Origin of the sequence: Burkholderia sp. BCC1996 (assembly GCF_905339955.1) — a bacterium.
In the GTDB taxonomy this organism is placed as follows: domain Bacteria; phylum Pseudomonadota; class Gammaproteobacteria; order Burkholderiales; family Burkholderiaceae; genus Burkholderia.
This window is the reverse complement of sequence record NZ_CAJPHM010000002.1, coordinates 45,719-60,538: the sequence shown is the minus strand read 5'-3', so window position 1 is coordinate 60,538 and position 14,820 is coordinate 45,719. Positions and strand designations below refer to the sequence as shown.

Annotated in this window: 15 protein-coding genes; 5 read left to right on the top strand and 10 right to left on the bottom strand. The window is 61.1% G+C overall.

Features of this window, described 5'->3' with window-relative positions:
• Positions 1 to 3: 3 nt before the first annotated feature.
• From U4Z64_RS02385 to U4Z64_RS02355, 7 genes are all read right to left on the bottom strand, one after another.
• Positions 4 to 1,113, bottom strand: coding sequence for an acyl-CoA dehydrogenase family protein (locus U4Z64_RS02385; RefSeq protein ID WP_321819163.1), 1,110 nt, complete (start codon positions 1,111 to 1,113; stop codon positions 4 to 6).
• Positions 1,114 to 1,141: 28 nt separating this feature from the next.
• A complete protein-coding gene (locus U4Z64_RS02380; RefSeq protein ID WP_321819162.1) occupies positions 1,142 to 2,350 on the bottom strand; it encodes a pyridoxal-dependent decarboxylase, exosortase A system-associated in 1,209 nt (402 codons plus the stop codon).
• A complete protein-coding gene (locus tag U4Z64_RS02375) occupies positions 2,347 to 3,966 on the bottom strand; it encodes an acyl-CoA ligase (AMP-forming), exosortase A system-associated (protein WP_321819161.1) in 1,620 nt (539 codons plus the stop codon). The genes U4Z64_RS02380 and U4Z64_RS02375 overlap by 4 nt, the downstream gene beginning before the upstream one ends.
• Positions 3,967 to 4,016: 50 nt before the next feature.
• On the bottom strand, positions 4,017 to 4,964 hold the full coding sequence (locus U4Z64_RS02370) for a 3-oxoacyl-[acyl-carrier-protein] synthase III C-terminal domain-containing protein (protein WP_321819160.1): 948 nt from the start codon (positions 4,962 to 4,964) through the stop codon (positions 4,017 to 4,019).
• Complete coding sequence (locus U4Z64_RS02365) at positions 4,961 to 5,860, bottom strand: 3-oxoacyl-[acyl-carrier-protein] synthase III C-terminal domain-containing protein (protein WP_321819159.1); 900 nt, start codon at positions 5,858 to 5,860, stop codon at positions 4,961 to 4,963. The genes U4Z64_RS02370 and U4Z64_RS02365 overlap by 4 nt, the downstream gene beginning before the upstream one ends.
• A 121-nt stretch (positions 5,861 to 5,981) precedes the next feature.
• The gene (locus U4Z64_RS02360) at positions 5,982 to 6,260 is read right to left on the bottom strand and encodes an acyl carrier protein (protein ID WP_175686237.1); all 279 of its coding nucleotides are present in this window, start codon (positions 6,258 to 6,260) and stop codon (positions 5,982 to 5,984) included.
• Positions 6,261 to 6,292: 32 nt separating this feature from the next.
• Positions 6,293 to 7,552: an acyl-CoA dehydrogenase gene (locus U4Z64_RS02355; protein ID WP_321819158.1), complete on the bottom strand. Its 1,260-nt coding sequence runs from the start codon at positions 7,550 to 7,552 to the stop codon at positions 6,293 to 6,295.
• A gap of 231 nt (positions 7,553 to 7,783) precedes the next feature.
• Here U4Z64_RS02355 and U4Z64_RS02350 point away from each other — a divergent pair, with 231 nt between their 5' ends.
• Entirely contained in the window at positions 7,784 to 8,620 is an 837-nt protein-coding gene (locus U4Z64_RS02350) for a FadR/GntR family transcriptional regulator (protein WP_321819323.1), read from the top strand.
• 41 nt (positions 8,621 to 8,661) lie between these two features.
• Here the strand turns inward: U4Z64_RS02350 and U4Z64_RS02345 are convergent, their stop codons facing one another.
• The 3 genes from U4Z64_RS02345 to U4Z64_RS02335 form a co-directional block, all read right to left on the bottom strand.
• Positions 8,662 to 10,086 carry an amidase family protein gene (locus U4Z64_RS02345; RefSeq protein WP_321819157.1) on the bottom strand — a complete coding sequence of 475 codons (1,425 nt, stop codon included), beginning with the start codon at positions 10,084 to 10,086 and terminating at the stop codon, positions 8,662 to 8,664.
• Positions 10,087 to 10,447: 361 nt separating this feature from the next.
• Complete coding sequence (locus U4Z64_RS02340) at positions 10,448 to 10,774, bottom strand: helix-turn-helix transcriptional regulator (protein WP_321819156.1); 327 nt, start codon at positions 10,772 to 10,774, stop codon at positions 10,448 to 10,450.
• A 64-nt stretch (positions 10,775 to 10,838) separates the two neighbouring features.
• Positions 10,839 to 11,189, bottom strand: a complete 351-nt coding sequence (locus tag U4Z64_RS02335) for a helix-turn-helix domain-containing protein (protein WP_059708336.1) — start codon at positions 11,187 to 11,189, stop codon at positions 10,839 to 10,841.
• 180 nt (positions 11,190 to 11,369) lie between these two features.
• On the opposite strand from U4Z64_RS02335, the gene urtB reads away from it, so the two are divergent.
• The 4 genes from urtB to U4Z64_RS02315 are packed head-to-tail and all read left to right on the top strand — an operon-like array spanning position 11,370 to position 14,813.
• On the top strand, positions 11,370 to 12,245 hold the full coding sequence (gene urtB, locus U4Z64_RS02330; protein WP_321819155.1) for an urea ABC transporter permease subunit UrtB: 876 nt from the start codon (positions 11,370 to 11,372) through the stop codon (positions 12,243 to 12,245).
• A 3-nt stretch (positions 12,246 to 12,248) separates the two neighbouring features.
• On the top strand, positions 12,249 to 13,322 hold the full coding sequence (locus tag U4Z64_RS02325) for a branched-chain amino acid ABC transporter permease (RefSeq protein WP_321819154.1): 1,074 nt from the start codon (positions 12,249 to 12,251) through the stop codon (positions 13,320 to 13,322).
• Positions 13,322 to 14,056, top strand: coding sequence for an ABC transporter ATP-binding protein (locus tag U4Z64_RS02320; protein ID WP_321819153.1), 735 nt, complete (start codon positions 13,322 to 13,324; stop codon positions 14,054 to 14,056). Before U4Z64_RS02325 ends, U4Z64_RS02320 begins: the two co-directional genes overlap by 1 nt.
• Entirely contained in the window at positions 14,043 to 14,813 is a 771-nt protein-coding gene (locus U4Z64_RS02315; RefSeq protein ID WP_321819322.1) for an ABC transporter ATP-binding protein, read from the top strand. The genes U4Z64_RS02320 and U4Z64_RS02315 overlap by 14 nt, the downstream gene beginning before the upstream one ends.
• The last annotated feature ends 7 nt before the right edge of the window (positions 14,814 to 14,820 follow it).

The following is a 14,820-nucleotide window of genomic DNA, read 5'->3' as shown; positions in this document are numbered from 1 at the left end:
CAATCATCCGTCGACCTCCTCATTCGCCATCCGCGGCTGCGCGAGCCAGCCGAGCGCTGTGTCGATGCGCTGCAGCAGGAAGGCAAACCAGTGGCCCGTCTGGAAGCGGGCTGCCGGCGGGAGCCCTTCAACATAACCATGGCCGCCGCAAAGCTGCACGAATTCGCGACTGACGTTGACCGACTCGGCCGCGACGTGTCGCAGTAACTGACGGACCAGCGGGACCGGCGCCGACGGGCGAGTCGCAATGACAGCTTGCAGAAAAAGATGGGTGCCATGGGCGGCGATCAGCATGTCGGATAATCGCGCCGCGACGAGTTGATGATTTGACAACGGCTTTCGGAACGCTTGCCGAGTCGTCGCGTAATCGAACGCGAACCGGACGCTATGTTGCATGGCGCCCGTCAAGAGCGCAGCGAGATAGAGGCCAATTTCCGTCATGTACGTTTGCGCGGGAGGAACGCTATCGCTGTCGGCTCGCGCAATCACGGCGAGGGGCGTTTCGGCCGCGGCTTCGTCAGAATGCAATTGCTCCAACTCGAGGGCGCCGAGCGTGGCGATGCCCGTCGATCTTGAAGAGTGCTGATCACGTGGACGCTCGGTGAGGAGAAGGCGCCGCTTGTGATCTACCCGCATGGCGAGGGTCGCTGCTCCGCAGAGTGGACTGAGTTGCCATATGGTTGCGTTGTCGATGCTTGGCACGGACAACGCGATCGCTGTTGCGCCATCGAAATACGCCTGAACCGGCCGAGCCAGAACCGGACCGAGCGCATTGTGCGTCCGGAGCACCATGAGCGCGGGTGCTGCCAGCGTCAACTCCAACGCACGCTCGAGCGGTCCAGCGGCGAGCGCTTCGATAACAAGTGCCAGACCGTGACGATCGATTCCCAGGCCGCCGTGTTCCTCGGGTAGGACCATTGCTCCAAGATCAAGTGTGGCGGCTGCGAGTCTGACAGTTTCTTGCCATGCCGCTACGCTGGGTGAACCGGCATGCAAGGGCTCCAGTCGGTCGCGCGCAAAGCGTTGCCCCGCGCTATAGAGATTGCGTTGATCATCGGTCAGTGCCAACGGCGCCGGAGCGGGCCCTGGCGGGAAGGAGTCGGGGGAGAACATCACAATCCTCCACAAAGGACGAGGGTGGTCAGACGAGCATCTCGATCGCATCAGGGTGGCCGAGAAAGTCCCTGGGGCTGGCCGAGGGTCCATACGCACCCGATTGGAAGACGACCACAAAATCCCCAATGCGCGCTTCGGGAAGCAGCACGTCATCGGCGATCCGATCGAGCGGCGTGCACAGGCATCCGACGATGTGGCAACGCTCCGTAGGGGCTTGTGTCCGGCGATTTCCGATCGCGACCGGAAAATTGCGGCGCAGGATCTGCCCGAAGTTTCCTGATGCAGCCAGATGGTGGTGCAGGCCGCCATCGGTGATCAGGAACGTTCGATCTCGGGATACCTTGCGATCGATGACGCGGCACACATAGATGCCGGCTTCCCCGACCAAATATCGTCCAAACTCGAGGACCGGGCGCGTGTCCGGTAAAAGGCTGCGGAATACGCCGAGCCAATCGTGCATAGCATCGGTGACCGCAACAAGGTCAAGTGGTGTTTCCCCCGCGAAATAGGGGATGCCGAAACCGCCTCCGAAGTTCACGTATTGCGGCGCGAGCGACAGGCCAACTGCCAATCTCACGACGAGATCCGCGCTTTTCCGTTGAGCCTCGATGATGGTCGGGGCGTGCAGACACTGGGATCCCCAAAAAATGTGAAAACCGGCCAACGATACTTCTCGGGCATCGCACTCGCGAAGTAGCTCGGGTACTTGCTCCGCATCGATCCCAAAAGGGGTGGCCCCGCCACCCATGCGCATGCCGCTGTGATCGACGTGAAAGTCCGGGTTGACTCGAATGGCGACCTTGGGCTGCACGCCGAGCTCCCAGCCGAGCGCAGTCACGAGGTGCAACTGCGTGGTCGATTCGAGGTGAATGTTGACACCGCTTGCGACGGCGCGACGCAAGTCGTCGCGACTCTTTCCGGGGCCAGCGAAGCCGATCAGTTCTGCGGGCATGCCCGCGTTCAGCGCAATTGCCATCTCGTTGGCCGATGCCACGTCGAACCCATCCATCTGTGGCGCGAGGTGATGGACGACCGCGGGCATCGGGTTCGCCTTGATCGAATAATGCAGGTCGATACCGGCTGGCAGCGTATCGCGCAGCGTGCACACACGCTGGTCGAGCGTTGCGCGATCATAGGCGAAGAACGGTGTGCGCCCTGCGCGATCGGCCAGGCGATTGATCTCGACGCCGCCGACAGTGAGGATGCCTTCGCGCTCGCCAAACAGCGCGTTCATGATTGCCTCACTTCGGCGGCGGCGTTCGGACTGGAGAAGGTGGCGCGCAATGCGGCTCGATCGAATTTCCCGTTGGGGTTGCGCGGAACTGTCTCGCTGACCACGATGCGATGCGGCACCATGTAGCGCGGCAAATGCTCCACACACCAGGCCTGAAGCACTTGAGCATCGAAGCTATTGGCGACCGGCACGACCAACAGGACGATCGCTTCGCCAAGTTCATCGTCAGGGATGCCCAGGGCAAGCGCTTCCGTGACAAGGCCACTGTCGTGAACGACTTCTTCGATCTCTTCCGGGCTGATGCGATAACCAGAACTCTTGATCTGGGCGTCGTTGCGCGCGACGAAGTACAGGAATCCTTCTGCATCTCGCCGTACCAGATCACCTGACCAGACAGCACGATCTCGCGGCGCGCCACCGGGTTTCAGCTCGGGTGAAGGTCGATAGCGCTGGGCTGTGCGCGTCGCGTCATTCCAATAACCGAGCGTGACGCAGGCTCCGACATGGACGAGTTCTCCTGTTTCGTCCGGTCCGCAAGGCGAGCCATCATCGCGAACGACCAGAATTCGGGCGTTAGGTACGGCTTTCCCGATGGAATCGGGGCGACGATCGACCTCTGAGGGGTCGAGAAACGTGGAGCGAAATGCCTCGGTCAGGCCATACATTAGATAGGGTTTGGCCTGCGGAAACAATGCCCTGAGTCGCTGCAAGACGGGCGCCGGCAGCTTGCCGCCGGTATTCGCGAAGTAGCGCAGCTTCCGGCGTGCCGTTTCGGGCCAAGCCGCCCGGGCCAGTTGCATCCACAAGGGCGGTACGCCCGTGATCGCCGTAATGCGTTCGCTCGCGCAGGCATCGATGACGTCTTGCGGTGCCAGATAGTTGATGAGCACGGCGGTGGCTCCCGACGCCCAAGTCGATGTGAGCTGACTCAGGCCAGCATCGAAACTGAGCGGCAGGGCGGCGAGGATTCGATCGGATGAGACGTTGTTCAGATAGTGAGCAACGCTCCAGGCACCTTCGAGCAGGTTGCGGTGGCTCAGCATCACGCCTTTCGGCAATCCGGTCGAGCCTGATGTGTAGAGAATGGCAGCCAGATCCGTGTCGACATTGGCCGACGCCGGTGATTGCGGTGGATTGTCACCATCGCGTTCCGTGCGATTTCCGCTTGCGGACTCGGGCCAGCTTTGAACGTGCGTTGTTGTTCGGAGGTGTCGGCTTGCGGAGCCGGTATCGTCCACGATAATCGTGAAGGAAACGCCGGTAAGACCATGTTCGTCAAGGACCCGCGCGCGCAGCGCGCTGGTAATCAGGCAATCGGCACCGGAGTCGAGCAGGATGTGAGCGACCTGCTGGGGTTTGAGGAGCGGGTTGATGGGAACGAACACGCATTGCGCCGCGGCGGCACCCAGCATCGACACGACCGTCTCGACACGTTTGTCCAGATAAATCGCAATGCGCGCGCCGGCCGTGAACCCAAGTGCGTGGAGGGCGTCGCCCATACCGCGCGCGCGCAGAGCCAGATCTTGGTAGCTTATGCGGGCGGAACCGCAGACGAGTGCTTCCATATCAGGTGTGCGGTTTGCAGCCGCGTCCACGAGGTCGAGTATGTTTCTCATGACGGTATCCGGATCGAATGTCGAGCGTTGAAAGGAAATCGATGGGCTGATCAGTGGCGGACCACCATCGCACCAAAGCACCCTGCTAGGCCACATGAGAACAGCAGCGAGTAACCGCCCGGTTCCCGGTTCGAACATGTCTGGAAGTTAATGAAGGGATCGGCGCCAAAGACGTGGCCGATCGGCGCGAAGTTCGCCGTGAAGAGCCGCTCGCGAGGGATGGCTAGCATTGCCATCAGCCTGGACCAGCCCGGAAGATTGGCGTGGTGAGGCAGTACGTGCGTAATCTCGCGTGTCGTGATGCCCGCTTGCTGAATAGCGGCACGCATGGTCGTGAACGCAGACCAGTAGTATCGATCGTCGGGAACCGGCTGCAGATCCTCGTCCGTACCTCGGAACGATCGTCCGTCTGTATACAAGTGCAAGCCCGCGATGGCATTTTGGTGGCCGCCTCGTTCGAGCAGCAGCGCACAGGCACCGTCGCTATGGAGCGCAAGATCCTGGATTGCCCGCAGCCGGTCGCAGTGGGAACCGATCACGTCGGCGCAGACCACAATCGCTCGCCGGATGGTGAGTTGTCGCGAGGCGAGCGCCTGCAACACACGGATCGCGGCCATTGGTGAGACGCAGTGCTGTTGCATGATTGAAAATGCCAGCGCACGGTTCAGATTCATTTGGGACTGGATCTGTTGCGTAGTACTCGCGGGTGGTGCGATAACGCTGGTCTGAATCGTGTGCGTGTACACGAACGCATCGATCGTTTCGGGTGCTATTCGGGTGTTGCGCAGCAGGGACGATATGGCGTCGACGGCAAGTGTCACGGGCGATTCGCCAGCTGCGTCGTGGAACTGCGTTACGCCGTTTTCGATCAGTGCACGCGCACGAGTCGACGGCTGACCACAGCGCTCCGCCCAGCGATGCGCATCCACAGTCCGATCTGGCAGGCTGAACGCGATGCCAGACAGAGCGAGGGAGCTGGCTTGTTGCGACGCAATCATGATCCACCTCGACGAAATTCAAGGAGAGCGCAACCGGCCTGCCCTTGGAAACCGGCAGACCAAACGAGGGCATGTTGCCCCTCGTTAGGATTGGTCGCTTGCAGCAGCGCGTCGAGTCGCGCGGGCGTGTCGGCTGCGCAGAAATGGCCGGGCGCGTCCATGCATATATGGCAGGCACGTTCGGGCCGTAATCCACAGCGCGTGTGGATTTCGTGAGCCAGATGAGTGTCGATTGGCGCCGGAAGTACCCAGTCGACATTGCCAGGTTGAAAACCCGCGCTTGCGCACGTCTCGCCAATGACATCCGTGAGGGTCGATGTGTAGATGGGTTCGCGCTCGCTTGCCAGAGGTGGGATTCCTGGCGTCCGTACCGTGAGCCCGCGTACCCGCCATCCGGGGCTGGGGTGTCTCGCGATCAGGACGGCAGCGGCCCCGTCGCCCATGTCGACCAGTGCACCTATCCGACGTGAGAATGGCCGGCGCCAGCGCTCCGCGGCGACAATCACGACGGTATTCATTCGGATGTCAGCGGCCATCATCGCCACGGCAATTTCCAACGCCATCAGAAACGACACGCCTTGAAGCTGGCCGACCGCCAGCGGTGCTCGGCTTGATCCAAGTTCGCTGTGGAGACGGCAGGCGCACGACAATGCCAGATCATGCTCGAAGCTCGTTGTGCATACGATGATTTGATCGAGTGTGAGCGCCTCGACCTGAGATGACGAGTCAAGCAGCGTTCGCACAGTGGCAAGTGCCATGTCGGACAATGTCTGGTCGGATTCCGCAGCGACCCGGTTTTCAGTAGCCCGTGATGCTTGCGGCAACGGAATACCAACCACGCCGAATGGGGCACCACTGTCGCGCCACCGCAGCGTATCGGCATACACTGCTTGCATCACGTCCTCTCGCGCGGACCCACCGGAAACCATGAATGGTTCGGAATGTGCATCGGCCGGGACATCGTGCTGTGGGATATATCGCGCCGTGGCGACAATGCGCGGTTCGGCGCCAGTGAAGTTAGCCGAAGGACGCATGGGATTCGACGAAAGAGACGAGATTGCCGAAGCGCAGGAACAGATCGGCGGATAGATCCTCGGGGGCCAGCGTGAAACCGAAGCGCTGTTCGAGTTGCAGCAGCAAGTCCGTCATATTCATCGAATCCACACCGACATCGAAGAGGTTGGTGTCGTCTACGATGAGATCGGTGCTCAGGGTGCTGCCAAGTACCGATAGCAAGCAAGCTTTCACTGTCTCGGACACGCTGGCGGAGCTGGGGGAAACGGGATGGGTTGCCATGAACGATCTCCAGTGCGAAGTTTCGGATGGGTTCAGGATGGGTGCGCTTCTGTAGAGCGGTGCGGCGCGGGAGAGATGACCTCCCAGGGAAGAGAAGCCGAGCGGATTGTGGAGCGAGCAATCATGAGCCGCTGCAGGTCCCCGGTACCTTCCATGATGTCGAAGGCCTTTGCATCGCGATAGCTTTGCTCAAGCGACGGAAAGGCAGCGATACCATCAAGGCCGGCGAGATCGATTGCAGCTCGGGTGATGCGGGCGGCTACTTGTGACGCGTACGCCTTGGCCATTGACGCGTCCTCCGAAGTGGCCATTCCTTGATCTGTTTTCCACGCCGCGTGTCGGCAGAGCAACTGGGCTGTAGTGATTTGCCGATCGATATCGAGCAGAGCGTCGTTCACGTCGGCAGTGCGATGGCGTTGATTCACAGGATGTCCGCCTGCGTCGAAGTAGGCCGCGAGATCGTCGCGTACTCGTCGACATGCGCCCACCATGACTGCGGAAAGCAGGGGACGGAAGTAGTCCCATGCGTGTTGTGCGCCCGAGAATGCGTCGCTGAGGGGCTTTTCGTCACCGCGTCTGAGAAGCGCGTTGTCAGGTACTTCGCAGTCGTTGTAGGAGAGAACCGCGAGTTGACTGGCGCGCAGCCCCACCATTTGCTCGACGCGATCGACGGAGAAGCCCGGGGTATTGCGATCGACATGGAACGCTCGAACACCGAAGCGACCAGCGTGCCGATTGATGGTGGCGAACGTGATGACATCGTCCGCGCGTGCGCCATTGGTGATGAAGCACTTGGTGCCGTTCAGCACCCAGCCGCGAGCCGTCTTGCGAGCGGTGGTCCGCATCGCGGTCGCATCCGAGCCGCAGTCGGGTTCCGTAATGGCAAACGCACCCCAGCGCGGGGTGTCGCTGCGAAATCGTTCGAAGAAGCGGGTCTGTTGCTCGCCGCTGCCGAGTGCGAGGACGGGCGGCATTGCGAGGCCGGGGCCGGGCAGCGCGAGCGCGAGTGCCGCGTCGGCGTACCCGAGATATTCCATCAGTGTGGTGCGCGACATCAGGGATTGCACGTCCACGCAACCTCCATACGCGGCCGGAACGAGATTCAAGTTCAGCACAGGAACGTCCGAGGGTGCACAAACTGCATCTGGAATCTGCCGTGTCCGGTCGGCTTCGGGGCCGTGCAAACGCATGCGTGCAGCAAGCTGATCCAGTTCCAGCCCGTCGGCCGAGAGGTTGGCCCGGATGGTCGCAAGCGTGGATTGCATCTGAGACGACTTCACCGACTGTGACATGAGGGATTTCTCCAGATGGCTACCGACATCGAGTGACCGACGTGCAGGGAAGTGATGGGTACTCGGCGTATGGTGTTCGGATTGCAGCGTAGGACCTGGTCACTATCCCGGCTACTCCTAACCTTGGGAGGGAGGCTTGCATGGAACCGGAAATTTGTCCGTATCGGGCGCGGATGCCCGATAATGGCGCCGGAATACAGCAGTGAATGGCCAACGACGGACGTGACCGATATGGCAGGGCGAAAACCGACAACCGAAAAGAAGATGTCGCCGGCGCAGCCGGATAAACGAGGCTCGCGCGCAATCAAGCGCGGCGACCAAGTGGCCGAGCAGATCAAGCGTTGGATTAACGACGGGCAGGCACGGCCAGGAAAGCGCTTGAACAAGGAGGCCGAGTTACAGCAAATGTTCAACGTCAGCCGCGGCTCGATGCGCGATGCGCTCAAGGCACTGGAGATACAAGGACTCGTGAGCCTGAGTACCGGGCCGGATGGCGGGGCGACGATTACGCGAGTGCCACTGGCCCGAGCATTCCAGTCGCTGCAGAACTATCTGTTTTTCGAGAGCGTCACGCTCGAGGATATTTATGCGGTACGCCGCACGCTAGAACCCATGGTGGCGGCGGGTGCGGTTCCCCATCTGAGCGACGCGGATTTCGAAGCGCTCGAGCGCAGTGTGTCCGTTTGCGAGCCGTTCGAAGCACGTCACGCCGAGGCGCTTGACCAGCGCCATGAGGATATTCACTTCCACGATGTACTGGCTGCGGCGCATCCGAATGCGTTTCTGCGCAGCCTGTGCCAAATCATTAACCAGATGCTGCATACGCTGGTGATCGTGGCAGGAAACGTGACGCAGCAGGACTATCAGGCATTCGGGCGGCACACGGTTGCCGCGCACCGCGCGATACTGGACGCCGCGCGACGTCGGGATGCCGACGCAGTCGCGCAACTCATGACGGCGCACATGGACGAAGCGCATTCGCAGTTGCGCACAGTGCACGCTGCGCTGCAGCAGAAGCTGGTGCTGGATTCAGAGTTGGACCTGGATTCCGATCGTGATGCCGGCTAAAGCATTCAGACCGGATCCGGTCGACTTCTGCTCTTAGCTCATTAGGCAGGGGTTGCGCCGGCCGCGGAGGCGAAGAGCTCGCGTGTCAGCTCGGCGAACGGGGCGCGCCCAAATGCGCGTTCGAGCATATGACTCGCCCACAACACCAACGCATCGGCATGGCGACTGCCTACAATCTGGATGCCGACAGGCAGGCGCGTGGCAGTCATCCCGGCATAGAGGCTTGCCGCCGGCAGTCCCAGCTGATTGCACCATGCCGTGAAATGCGGAAACAAGGCTGTGCTTGAACTCACTTCGGCAAGTGACGGGGCCACGTCGGGATATACCGGGCAGATGAGGAGATCGTGCCGCTCAAAAAACGCATTGACGGCGGCGCCCAACTCTCCCCGTTCGATCAGCGCGCCCAATAGCTCCCCCCGCGAGATGCCGTTGCCGGCATGCGCGTATGCCTGCAGCGACGGGTCGAGTTCGGCCCACCTGTCGGTCATGCCGTCCGTGAGCTGACGGCAGCATGCACGCCAAAGTGTTGTGTGGACCGCATTGCACTGCGCGACGCCAGGCGGATCGGCGACGTGAACGAGTGCTCCAAGTTCGCGAAACATCGCTGCAGTTCGTACCACGGCATCGTGGATTTCAGCCTCGGCGATGACAGGCAATCCGAGCGTGGGACTGCACGCAATACGAATGCCGCCCGGAACGGGAATGCATGACAGCCCGCGCGCATAGTCTGCTCCCTCGAACGGTAAAGCGTACCAGTCGCGGCTGTCCGGGCGGGTGATGATCGTTAGGATCTGCGCGGCATCCGCGACGCAACGTGTCATCGGGCCGACATGACTGAGCAGACCGAAGGGACCGCGAGGTGCGTGGGGTACTCGCCCAAAACTGGGTTTGAATCCGAAGACGCCGGTGAAGGAGGCTGGGATGCGAATGGATCCGCCGCCGTCCGTGCCGATGGCCACCGGGCCCATTCCGAGCGCAACGGCGACGGCCGCACCTCCGCTGCTGCCACCCGGCGTACGCGAGCGGTCCCATGGATTGCGCGTGGTGCCGGTGAGGGGGCTGTCGGTGACGATCTTGTGTGCGAAATCCGGCATGGTCGTTTTGCCAAAGCAGATTGCCCCCGCCTCACGTAGGCGCGCAACGCTGGGACTGTCCGATGCGGCGGCTTCAGGCATCGTTGCCCGCGACCCGTATCGCGTGGGGAGTCCGGCAACGGCGATGTTGTCCTTGATGCTGACCGGGACGCCGTCGAGTTGGCTGAGGGGCGCGCCACGTTGCCAGCGCGCCTCGGACGCCCGCGCCAATTCGAGAGCTTCATCGGCGACTTGGCAGAATGCGTTGACCGTCGGATCCAAAGACTGGATCCGTTCCAAGGTGCTCTTCATCACATCGACGGGCGAAGTCCGTCCGTTCGCATATAGCCCGCTAAGTTCCCACGCAGTCAGTTCACACAGGTCGCTTCCCATGCCATCCTCCAATTAATTATAATAAATTAACGATAGGCGTGACCGTCCGCGTTTGTCAAGCTGCGAGGTATCATGCAAGCGGGAGAAATGCCGGGTAAACGCTTGGATGAGGCACGTTGACGAGTGACCGTGACGAGCGTAGATTTAATGATAATAAATAGGTGATGCGCCAAGCGTGATCCGCAGCAGAGACGCAGAATTCGTGACATGCCGCGTATTTCGGGGGTGCAAGTTGTCCAGTCACCGAAATCGGCGACGCGTCGTTTGCTCGAGAGAACTGGGGGCGTATTGGGAGGGTATGTGGTGTCGTTGCCGACACCGAGGGTGCTGCGATGCGCCCGGTGAGGAGCGACTTTGAGCGCTATTCCTGCGCGAGTGCTTCCGCGCTCGCAATGAGTGCTCTTTTCTTTTCCTTGCTCAGCCGGCCGGCGATGGCAAGAAGGTTTGCGAGCAGGTCGTCGTCCTCATAGAGGAAGCTGGTGGGAACGAGCATCGCGCGCGCCAGACGTTGGCTGGTTTGAAGCGTGGGCGTATGTTTGCCCTTTTCGTACTGATTGACGCGGGCGCTGGCGGAAAATTCGTCGATGCCCGCCTGAATGCCGAGCTGTTCCTGTGTAAGGCCCGAGCGTAATCGAGCCTGTTTCAGGCGCTTGGCAAACACGGAGGGAGAGGTGGCATCGCTGGACATTCACGGAGTGTCCGGGAAAGGCGTGCCGTTTTTACTAAGTAATTCTTAGTCTGCAGGCTAAAAACTACTTGGTCTTGGAGGTCAGGCCGATAGTCTGCGTCAACGCTTCAGCGCTCTTGAGGAGGGCCTTTCTCTTTTCGCGAGGCAACCTTGCAGCAGTTGCGAGAAGGCTCGCGAGCAGGTCGTCTTCTTCGTAAAGGTAACTGGTCGGAACCTGCAGTGCACTGGCCAGCCGTTGCCCCATCTGCAGCTTAGGTGTGTGCTTTCCGCTTTCGTATTGGTTCACGCGCGCGCTTGCGGAGAATTCGTCGATACCCGCTGCGATCCCAAGTTGCTCCTGGGTGAGGCGCGAGTGCAGACGGGCCTGTTTCAGGCGTTTGGGGAAAGCAGAGGATGTCGATGAGGGCCGAGGCATCCTAAGAGTTTCTTTAGTTATTGCAGGATTTTTACTAAGTATCTCTTAGCCTAAAAACTAAGAATGTCTTAGTCTGATGGCGGCGAAGTGATGACTTTTCCGCTTGGTGAAACGAGACTCCGCAGCTTCTCGAGTTGGACAGGATTGGCATGGCGGACATGACATGACGGACTTTTGACGATGGCGACAATCTTGAACATCCTCAGCTACGTGAGCATCCTCGCGCTAGTCGCGCTGGGTCTCGCGATCATCTTCGGTTTGATGGACATCGTGAACCTCGCACACGCGGAATGGGTGACGATCGGTGCCTACACGTTGGCAGTGGCGCAATCGTTGGGCGGGCCCCATGTGTTCTGGCTCGCGTTGTTTGTGGCGCCGGTGGTTGGTGCAGTGCTCGGGTGGTTCCTCGAGCGCCTCGTGATCCGACTGCTCTACGACCGTCCGCTCGACACGTTGCTCGCGACGTACGCGATTAGCTTGATCGTCCAGAAAGCCCTCGAACTGATTTTCGGCACACATCCAATGTTGGTGTACGCGCCCATAGATGGGGCGATTCCCGTGCCGGGGGGCAGCTATCCGGCGTATCGGCTGTTCGTGATTGGCGTTGCAGCGGTGGTGACGACCGGTTGCTGGCTGCTATTCACCTATACGCGCTTCGGAACTCAGCTGCGTGCGGTGATCCAGCACCCAGCGATGGCAGAGGCAGTCGGTATCGACACGCGACGGCTGAACCGATTGGCGTTCTGTGGCGGTGCCGCACTCGCATCGCTGGCCGGCGTACTAGTCGCGCCGATGATATCGGTGGAGTCTCATCTTGGCGTCGCCTACCTGGCCAAGGCGTTCTTCGTGATCGTGTTGGGCGGTATCGGTTCGATCGCCGGCAGTCTGCTGGGCAGCGCCTTCGTCGGCACGGCTGAAACGCTGCTCAGCTATCGCGTGGATCCGTCGCTCGCCTCGGCGATCGTGCTGATTCTGTCCATCGTTCTGATCCGTTTTCGGCCACAAGGCCTGTTGCCCGGTTTCAGCGCCGCCCATCAGCTCCACGGAAAAGGTTGAATCATGCTCCGACAACTTCTTGCGAGTACGCGCCGCTGGCTGTTTCAGCCAGCGATCGGTATCGAAGACATCTCTCCGATGGCAATCGGCGCCGCGATTGTTGCTGCCGCATTGATCTTGCCGTTTTGCCTGGGGAGTTATCCGCTATCGACCGTGCGGGATGCGCTGATCATGGGACTGCTGGCGCTGAGCTACGACCTGCTGTGGGGCAAGGCCGGTGTGCTCACGCTCGGACACACGACCTTCTTCGGACTCGGCGCGTACGGTTTCGCAATCGCCACCGTGCAATATGGACAGACGTCCACCGTCGGAGTGATCGTGGGACTGGTCTGTGCCGTGGTCGTCGCGGCCGTGTTGGGCTATTTCCTGTTGTTCGCCGGTGTGCGGTTGCACTTTTTCGCCATTATCAGCATGGCCGTGCTGATCGTCGTCCAGCAACTGGCGACAAGTTGGCAGTCGGTCACGGGCGGTGACACGGGCCTGCTCGGCATTCCGGGATTGTCCTTCTCACCGGTCGGGCAGACGCTAGATTTGAGCGGAGCGCGCGGATCCTGGTACACGGTCGTGACCGTGCTTGCCGTGCTGCTCGTCGCGACCTGGCTCGTATGCCGCAGCCGATACGGCAAAGTCCTGACCGCGATCGCGACGAACGAATGGCGCGCAAAGGCGTGCGGCTATCACACGTCCGGGCACCTTTTGCTGGTGTTCGTCGCATCGGCCGGACTTGCCGCTATCGCAGGAACGTTGATGGCCGCCTGTTCGGGGGTAGTGGCGCCCGATGTGTTCTCGCCGGTGCTGGCTACCGAAGTCATTCTATGGGTGGCGATCGGCGGTAAAGGCACGCTCGGTGGTCCGGTGCTCGCAGCCGTCGGGTTGACGCTGCTCAAGCAAACGGTATCGAGCGCAACTACTGACGGATGGCCGCTTCTGCTCGGCGCATTGTTCCTCTGCTGCGTGCTGTTCTTGCCCAACGGCGTACGACTCGGGGGCTTGATCGCCGGGGCACGTCGGATCGATCGAATTCGACGGGGACGTAGCCACTTACATCGTGCCGAACGCGTGGAAGGAGGCCGGTGATGGATACGCCGCTGATAAAGGGTGAAGGGTTGCAGCGCGCGTTCGGCGGCATTCATGCGGTCGACAACGTCGATGTGTCGATTGGCTCACGCGACCTGCTGTGCGTGATTGGCCCGAACGGCGCCGGCAAGAGCACTTTGGTCGGGCTGTTGTCCGGTGCGATCGCGCCGGGGGCCGGAGAGTTGTATCTCGCAGGTGTGCGCATGACGGGACGGCCGATGCACCGATTCTGCCGACGCGGCGTGGTTCGCAAGTTCCAAGGCACGAACACATTTCTTTCAATGAGCGTGCGCGAGAACCTCGTCGTCGCGGGCCTCGGTGTTGCGTCGTACCGGGACACGCCGATGCCGAACCCGGACGCCATTCTGGACGAGATAGGACTGTCGGACCAGGCCAACTTATGTGCGATGACCCTGCCGCATGGTGAACGCCAATGGCTGGAGATCGGTATGGCGATGATGTGTCAACCCGCGTTGCTCTTGCTCGATGAACCGGCCGCCGGCCTGTCGGCCGCCGATGCGCAACGGCTCGTACGCCTGATTCACCGTCTGCGCGAGCGCTGCGCGGTACTCGCGATCGAGCACGACCTGAGCTTTGTCGAGGCGCTGCAGTGCGAGACCTGGGTCATGCATCGCGGCCAGATCGTTCGGCGAGGCTCCTATGCGGACATCGCGCGCGATGAAGAAATCCGGCGCATCTATCTCGGTCAGGGAGCGGGTCATGCTACACATTGAGAATCTGTCTGCCGGGTATGGCGACGTCGCGGTGCTGCATCAACTCGACCTCGACGTCGGGCCAAACGAAGTTGTTGGCGTGCTCGGCTGTAACGGTGCGGGCAAGACGACCCTGGTCAAAGCGATCATGGGCTTGCTGCCACGCGTGACGGGCGACGTGCGGTTTCAGGGGCAATCCATCAACGGTTTGCGCACCCATGCGATCGCCCAACGCGGCATCGGATTGGTTCCTCAGGGGCGCTGGATTTTTCCCAAGCTGACCGTGCGCGAGAACCTCATGATGGGCACGCAGGCTGCGGGTGGTGGGGCGATTCTCGACGAGGTGTTCGAATATTTCCCTATTCTCAAGTCCAGACTCTCGCAGCATGGAGGCACGCTGTCCGGCGGTGAGCAACAGGTGCTCGCGATTGCCCGCGCGCTGTGCGGTCGGCCGAAACTGCTGGTGCTGGACGAACCGTCCGACGGAGTGCAGCCGAATCTGGTCGAGCTGATCGGCGAGGTCATCCCAACGTTGTGCCGCCGATCGCAGCTCGCCGTGCTCCTGGTCGAGCAGAACCTCGATCTCGTGCTGCGCAGCGCACAGCGCTGCATCGTGCTCAAGAACGGGCGACTTGCCCATGCCGGCCGCATCGAGCCGCGACGCGGTGCCGCGGGGGCTCATCCGTTGACGCAATACCTGTCGCCGGCCGCCGAGTCTGACACGTCTTCAATCTCTTCACCACATTCGACGCATTCCAACCTGAACTTCACCCAATGAAGAACAT

Excerpts from the sequence above, each read along its gene's own strand:
- U4Z64_RS02345 (WP_321819157.1), bottom strand. The coding sequence starts at position 10,086 with ATGGGAAGCGACCTGTGTGAACTGACTGCGTGGGAACTTAGCGGGCTA.
- U4Z64_RS02360 (WP_175686237.1), bottom strand. The coding sequence starts at position 6,260 with ATGGCAACCCATCCCGTTTCCCCCAGCTCCGCCAGCGTGTCCGAGACA.
- U4Z64_RS02335 (WP_059708336.1), bottom strand. The coding sequence starts at position 11,189 with ATGCCTCGGCCCTCATCGACATCCTCTGCTTTCCCCAAACGCCTGAAA.
- U4Z64_RS02315 (WP_321819322.1), top strand. The coding sequence starts at position 14,043 with ATGCTACACATTGAGAATCTGTCTGCCGGGTATGGCGACGTCGCGGTG.
- U4Z64_RS02340 (WP_321819156.1), bottom strand. The coding sequence starts at position 10,774 with ATGTCCAGCGATGCCACCTCTCCCTCCGTGTTTGCCAAGCGCCTGAAA.
- U4Z64_RS02355 (WP_321819158.1), bottom strand. The coding sequence starts at position 7,552 with ATGTCACAGTCGGTGAAGTCGTCTCAGATGCAATCCACGCTTGCGACC.
- U4Z64_RS02375 (WP_321819161.1), bottom strand. The coding sequence starts at position 3,966 with ATGAGAAACATACTCGACCTCGTGGACGCGGCTGCAAACCGCACACCT.
- U4Z64_RS02385 (WP_321819163.1), bottom strand. The coding sequence starts at position 1,113 with ATGTTCTCCCCCGACTCCTTCCCGCCAGGGCCCGCTCCGGCGCCGTTG.
- U4Z64_RS02365 (WP_321819159.1), bottom strand. The coding sequence starts at position 5,860 with ATGCAAGCAGTGTATGCCGATACGCTGCGGTGGCGCGACAGTGGTGCC.
- U4Z64_RS02325 (WP_321819154.1), top strand. The coding sequence starts at position 12,249 with ATGCTCCGACAACTTCTTGCGAGTACGCGCCGCTGGCTGTTTCAGCCA.
- U4Z64_RS02380 (WP_321819162.1), bottom strand. The coding sequence starts at position 2,350 with ATGAACGCGCTGTTTGGCGAGCGCGAAGGCATCCTCACTGTCGGCGGC.
- U4Z64_RS02370 (WP_321819160.1), bottom strand. The coding sequence starts at position 4,964 with ATGATTGCGTCGCAACAAGCCAGCTCCCTCGCTCTGTCTGGCATCGCG.
- urtB (WP_321819155.1), top strand. The coding sequence starts at position 11,370 with ATGGCGACAATCTTGAACATCCTCAGCTACGTGAGCATCCTCGCGCTA.
- U4Z64_RS02350 (WP_321819323.1), top strand. The coding sequence starts at position 7,784 with ATGGCAGGGCGAAAACCGACAACCGAAAAGAAGATGTCGCCGGCGCAG.
- U4Z64_RS02320 (WP_321819153.1), top strand. The coding sequence starts at position 13,322 with ATGGATACGCCGCTGATAAAGGGTGAAGGGTTGCAGCGCGCGTTCGGC.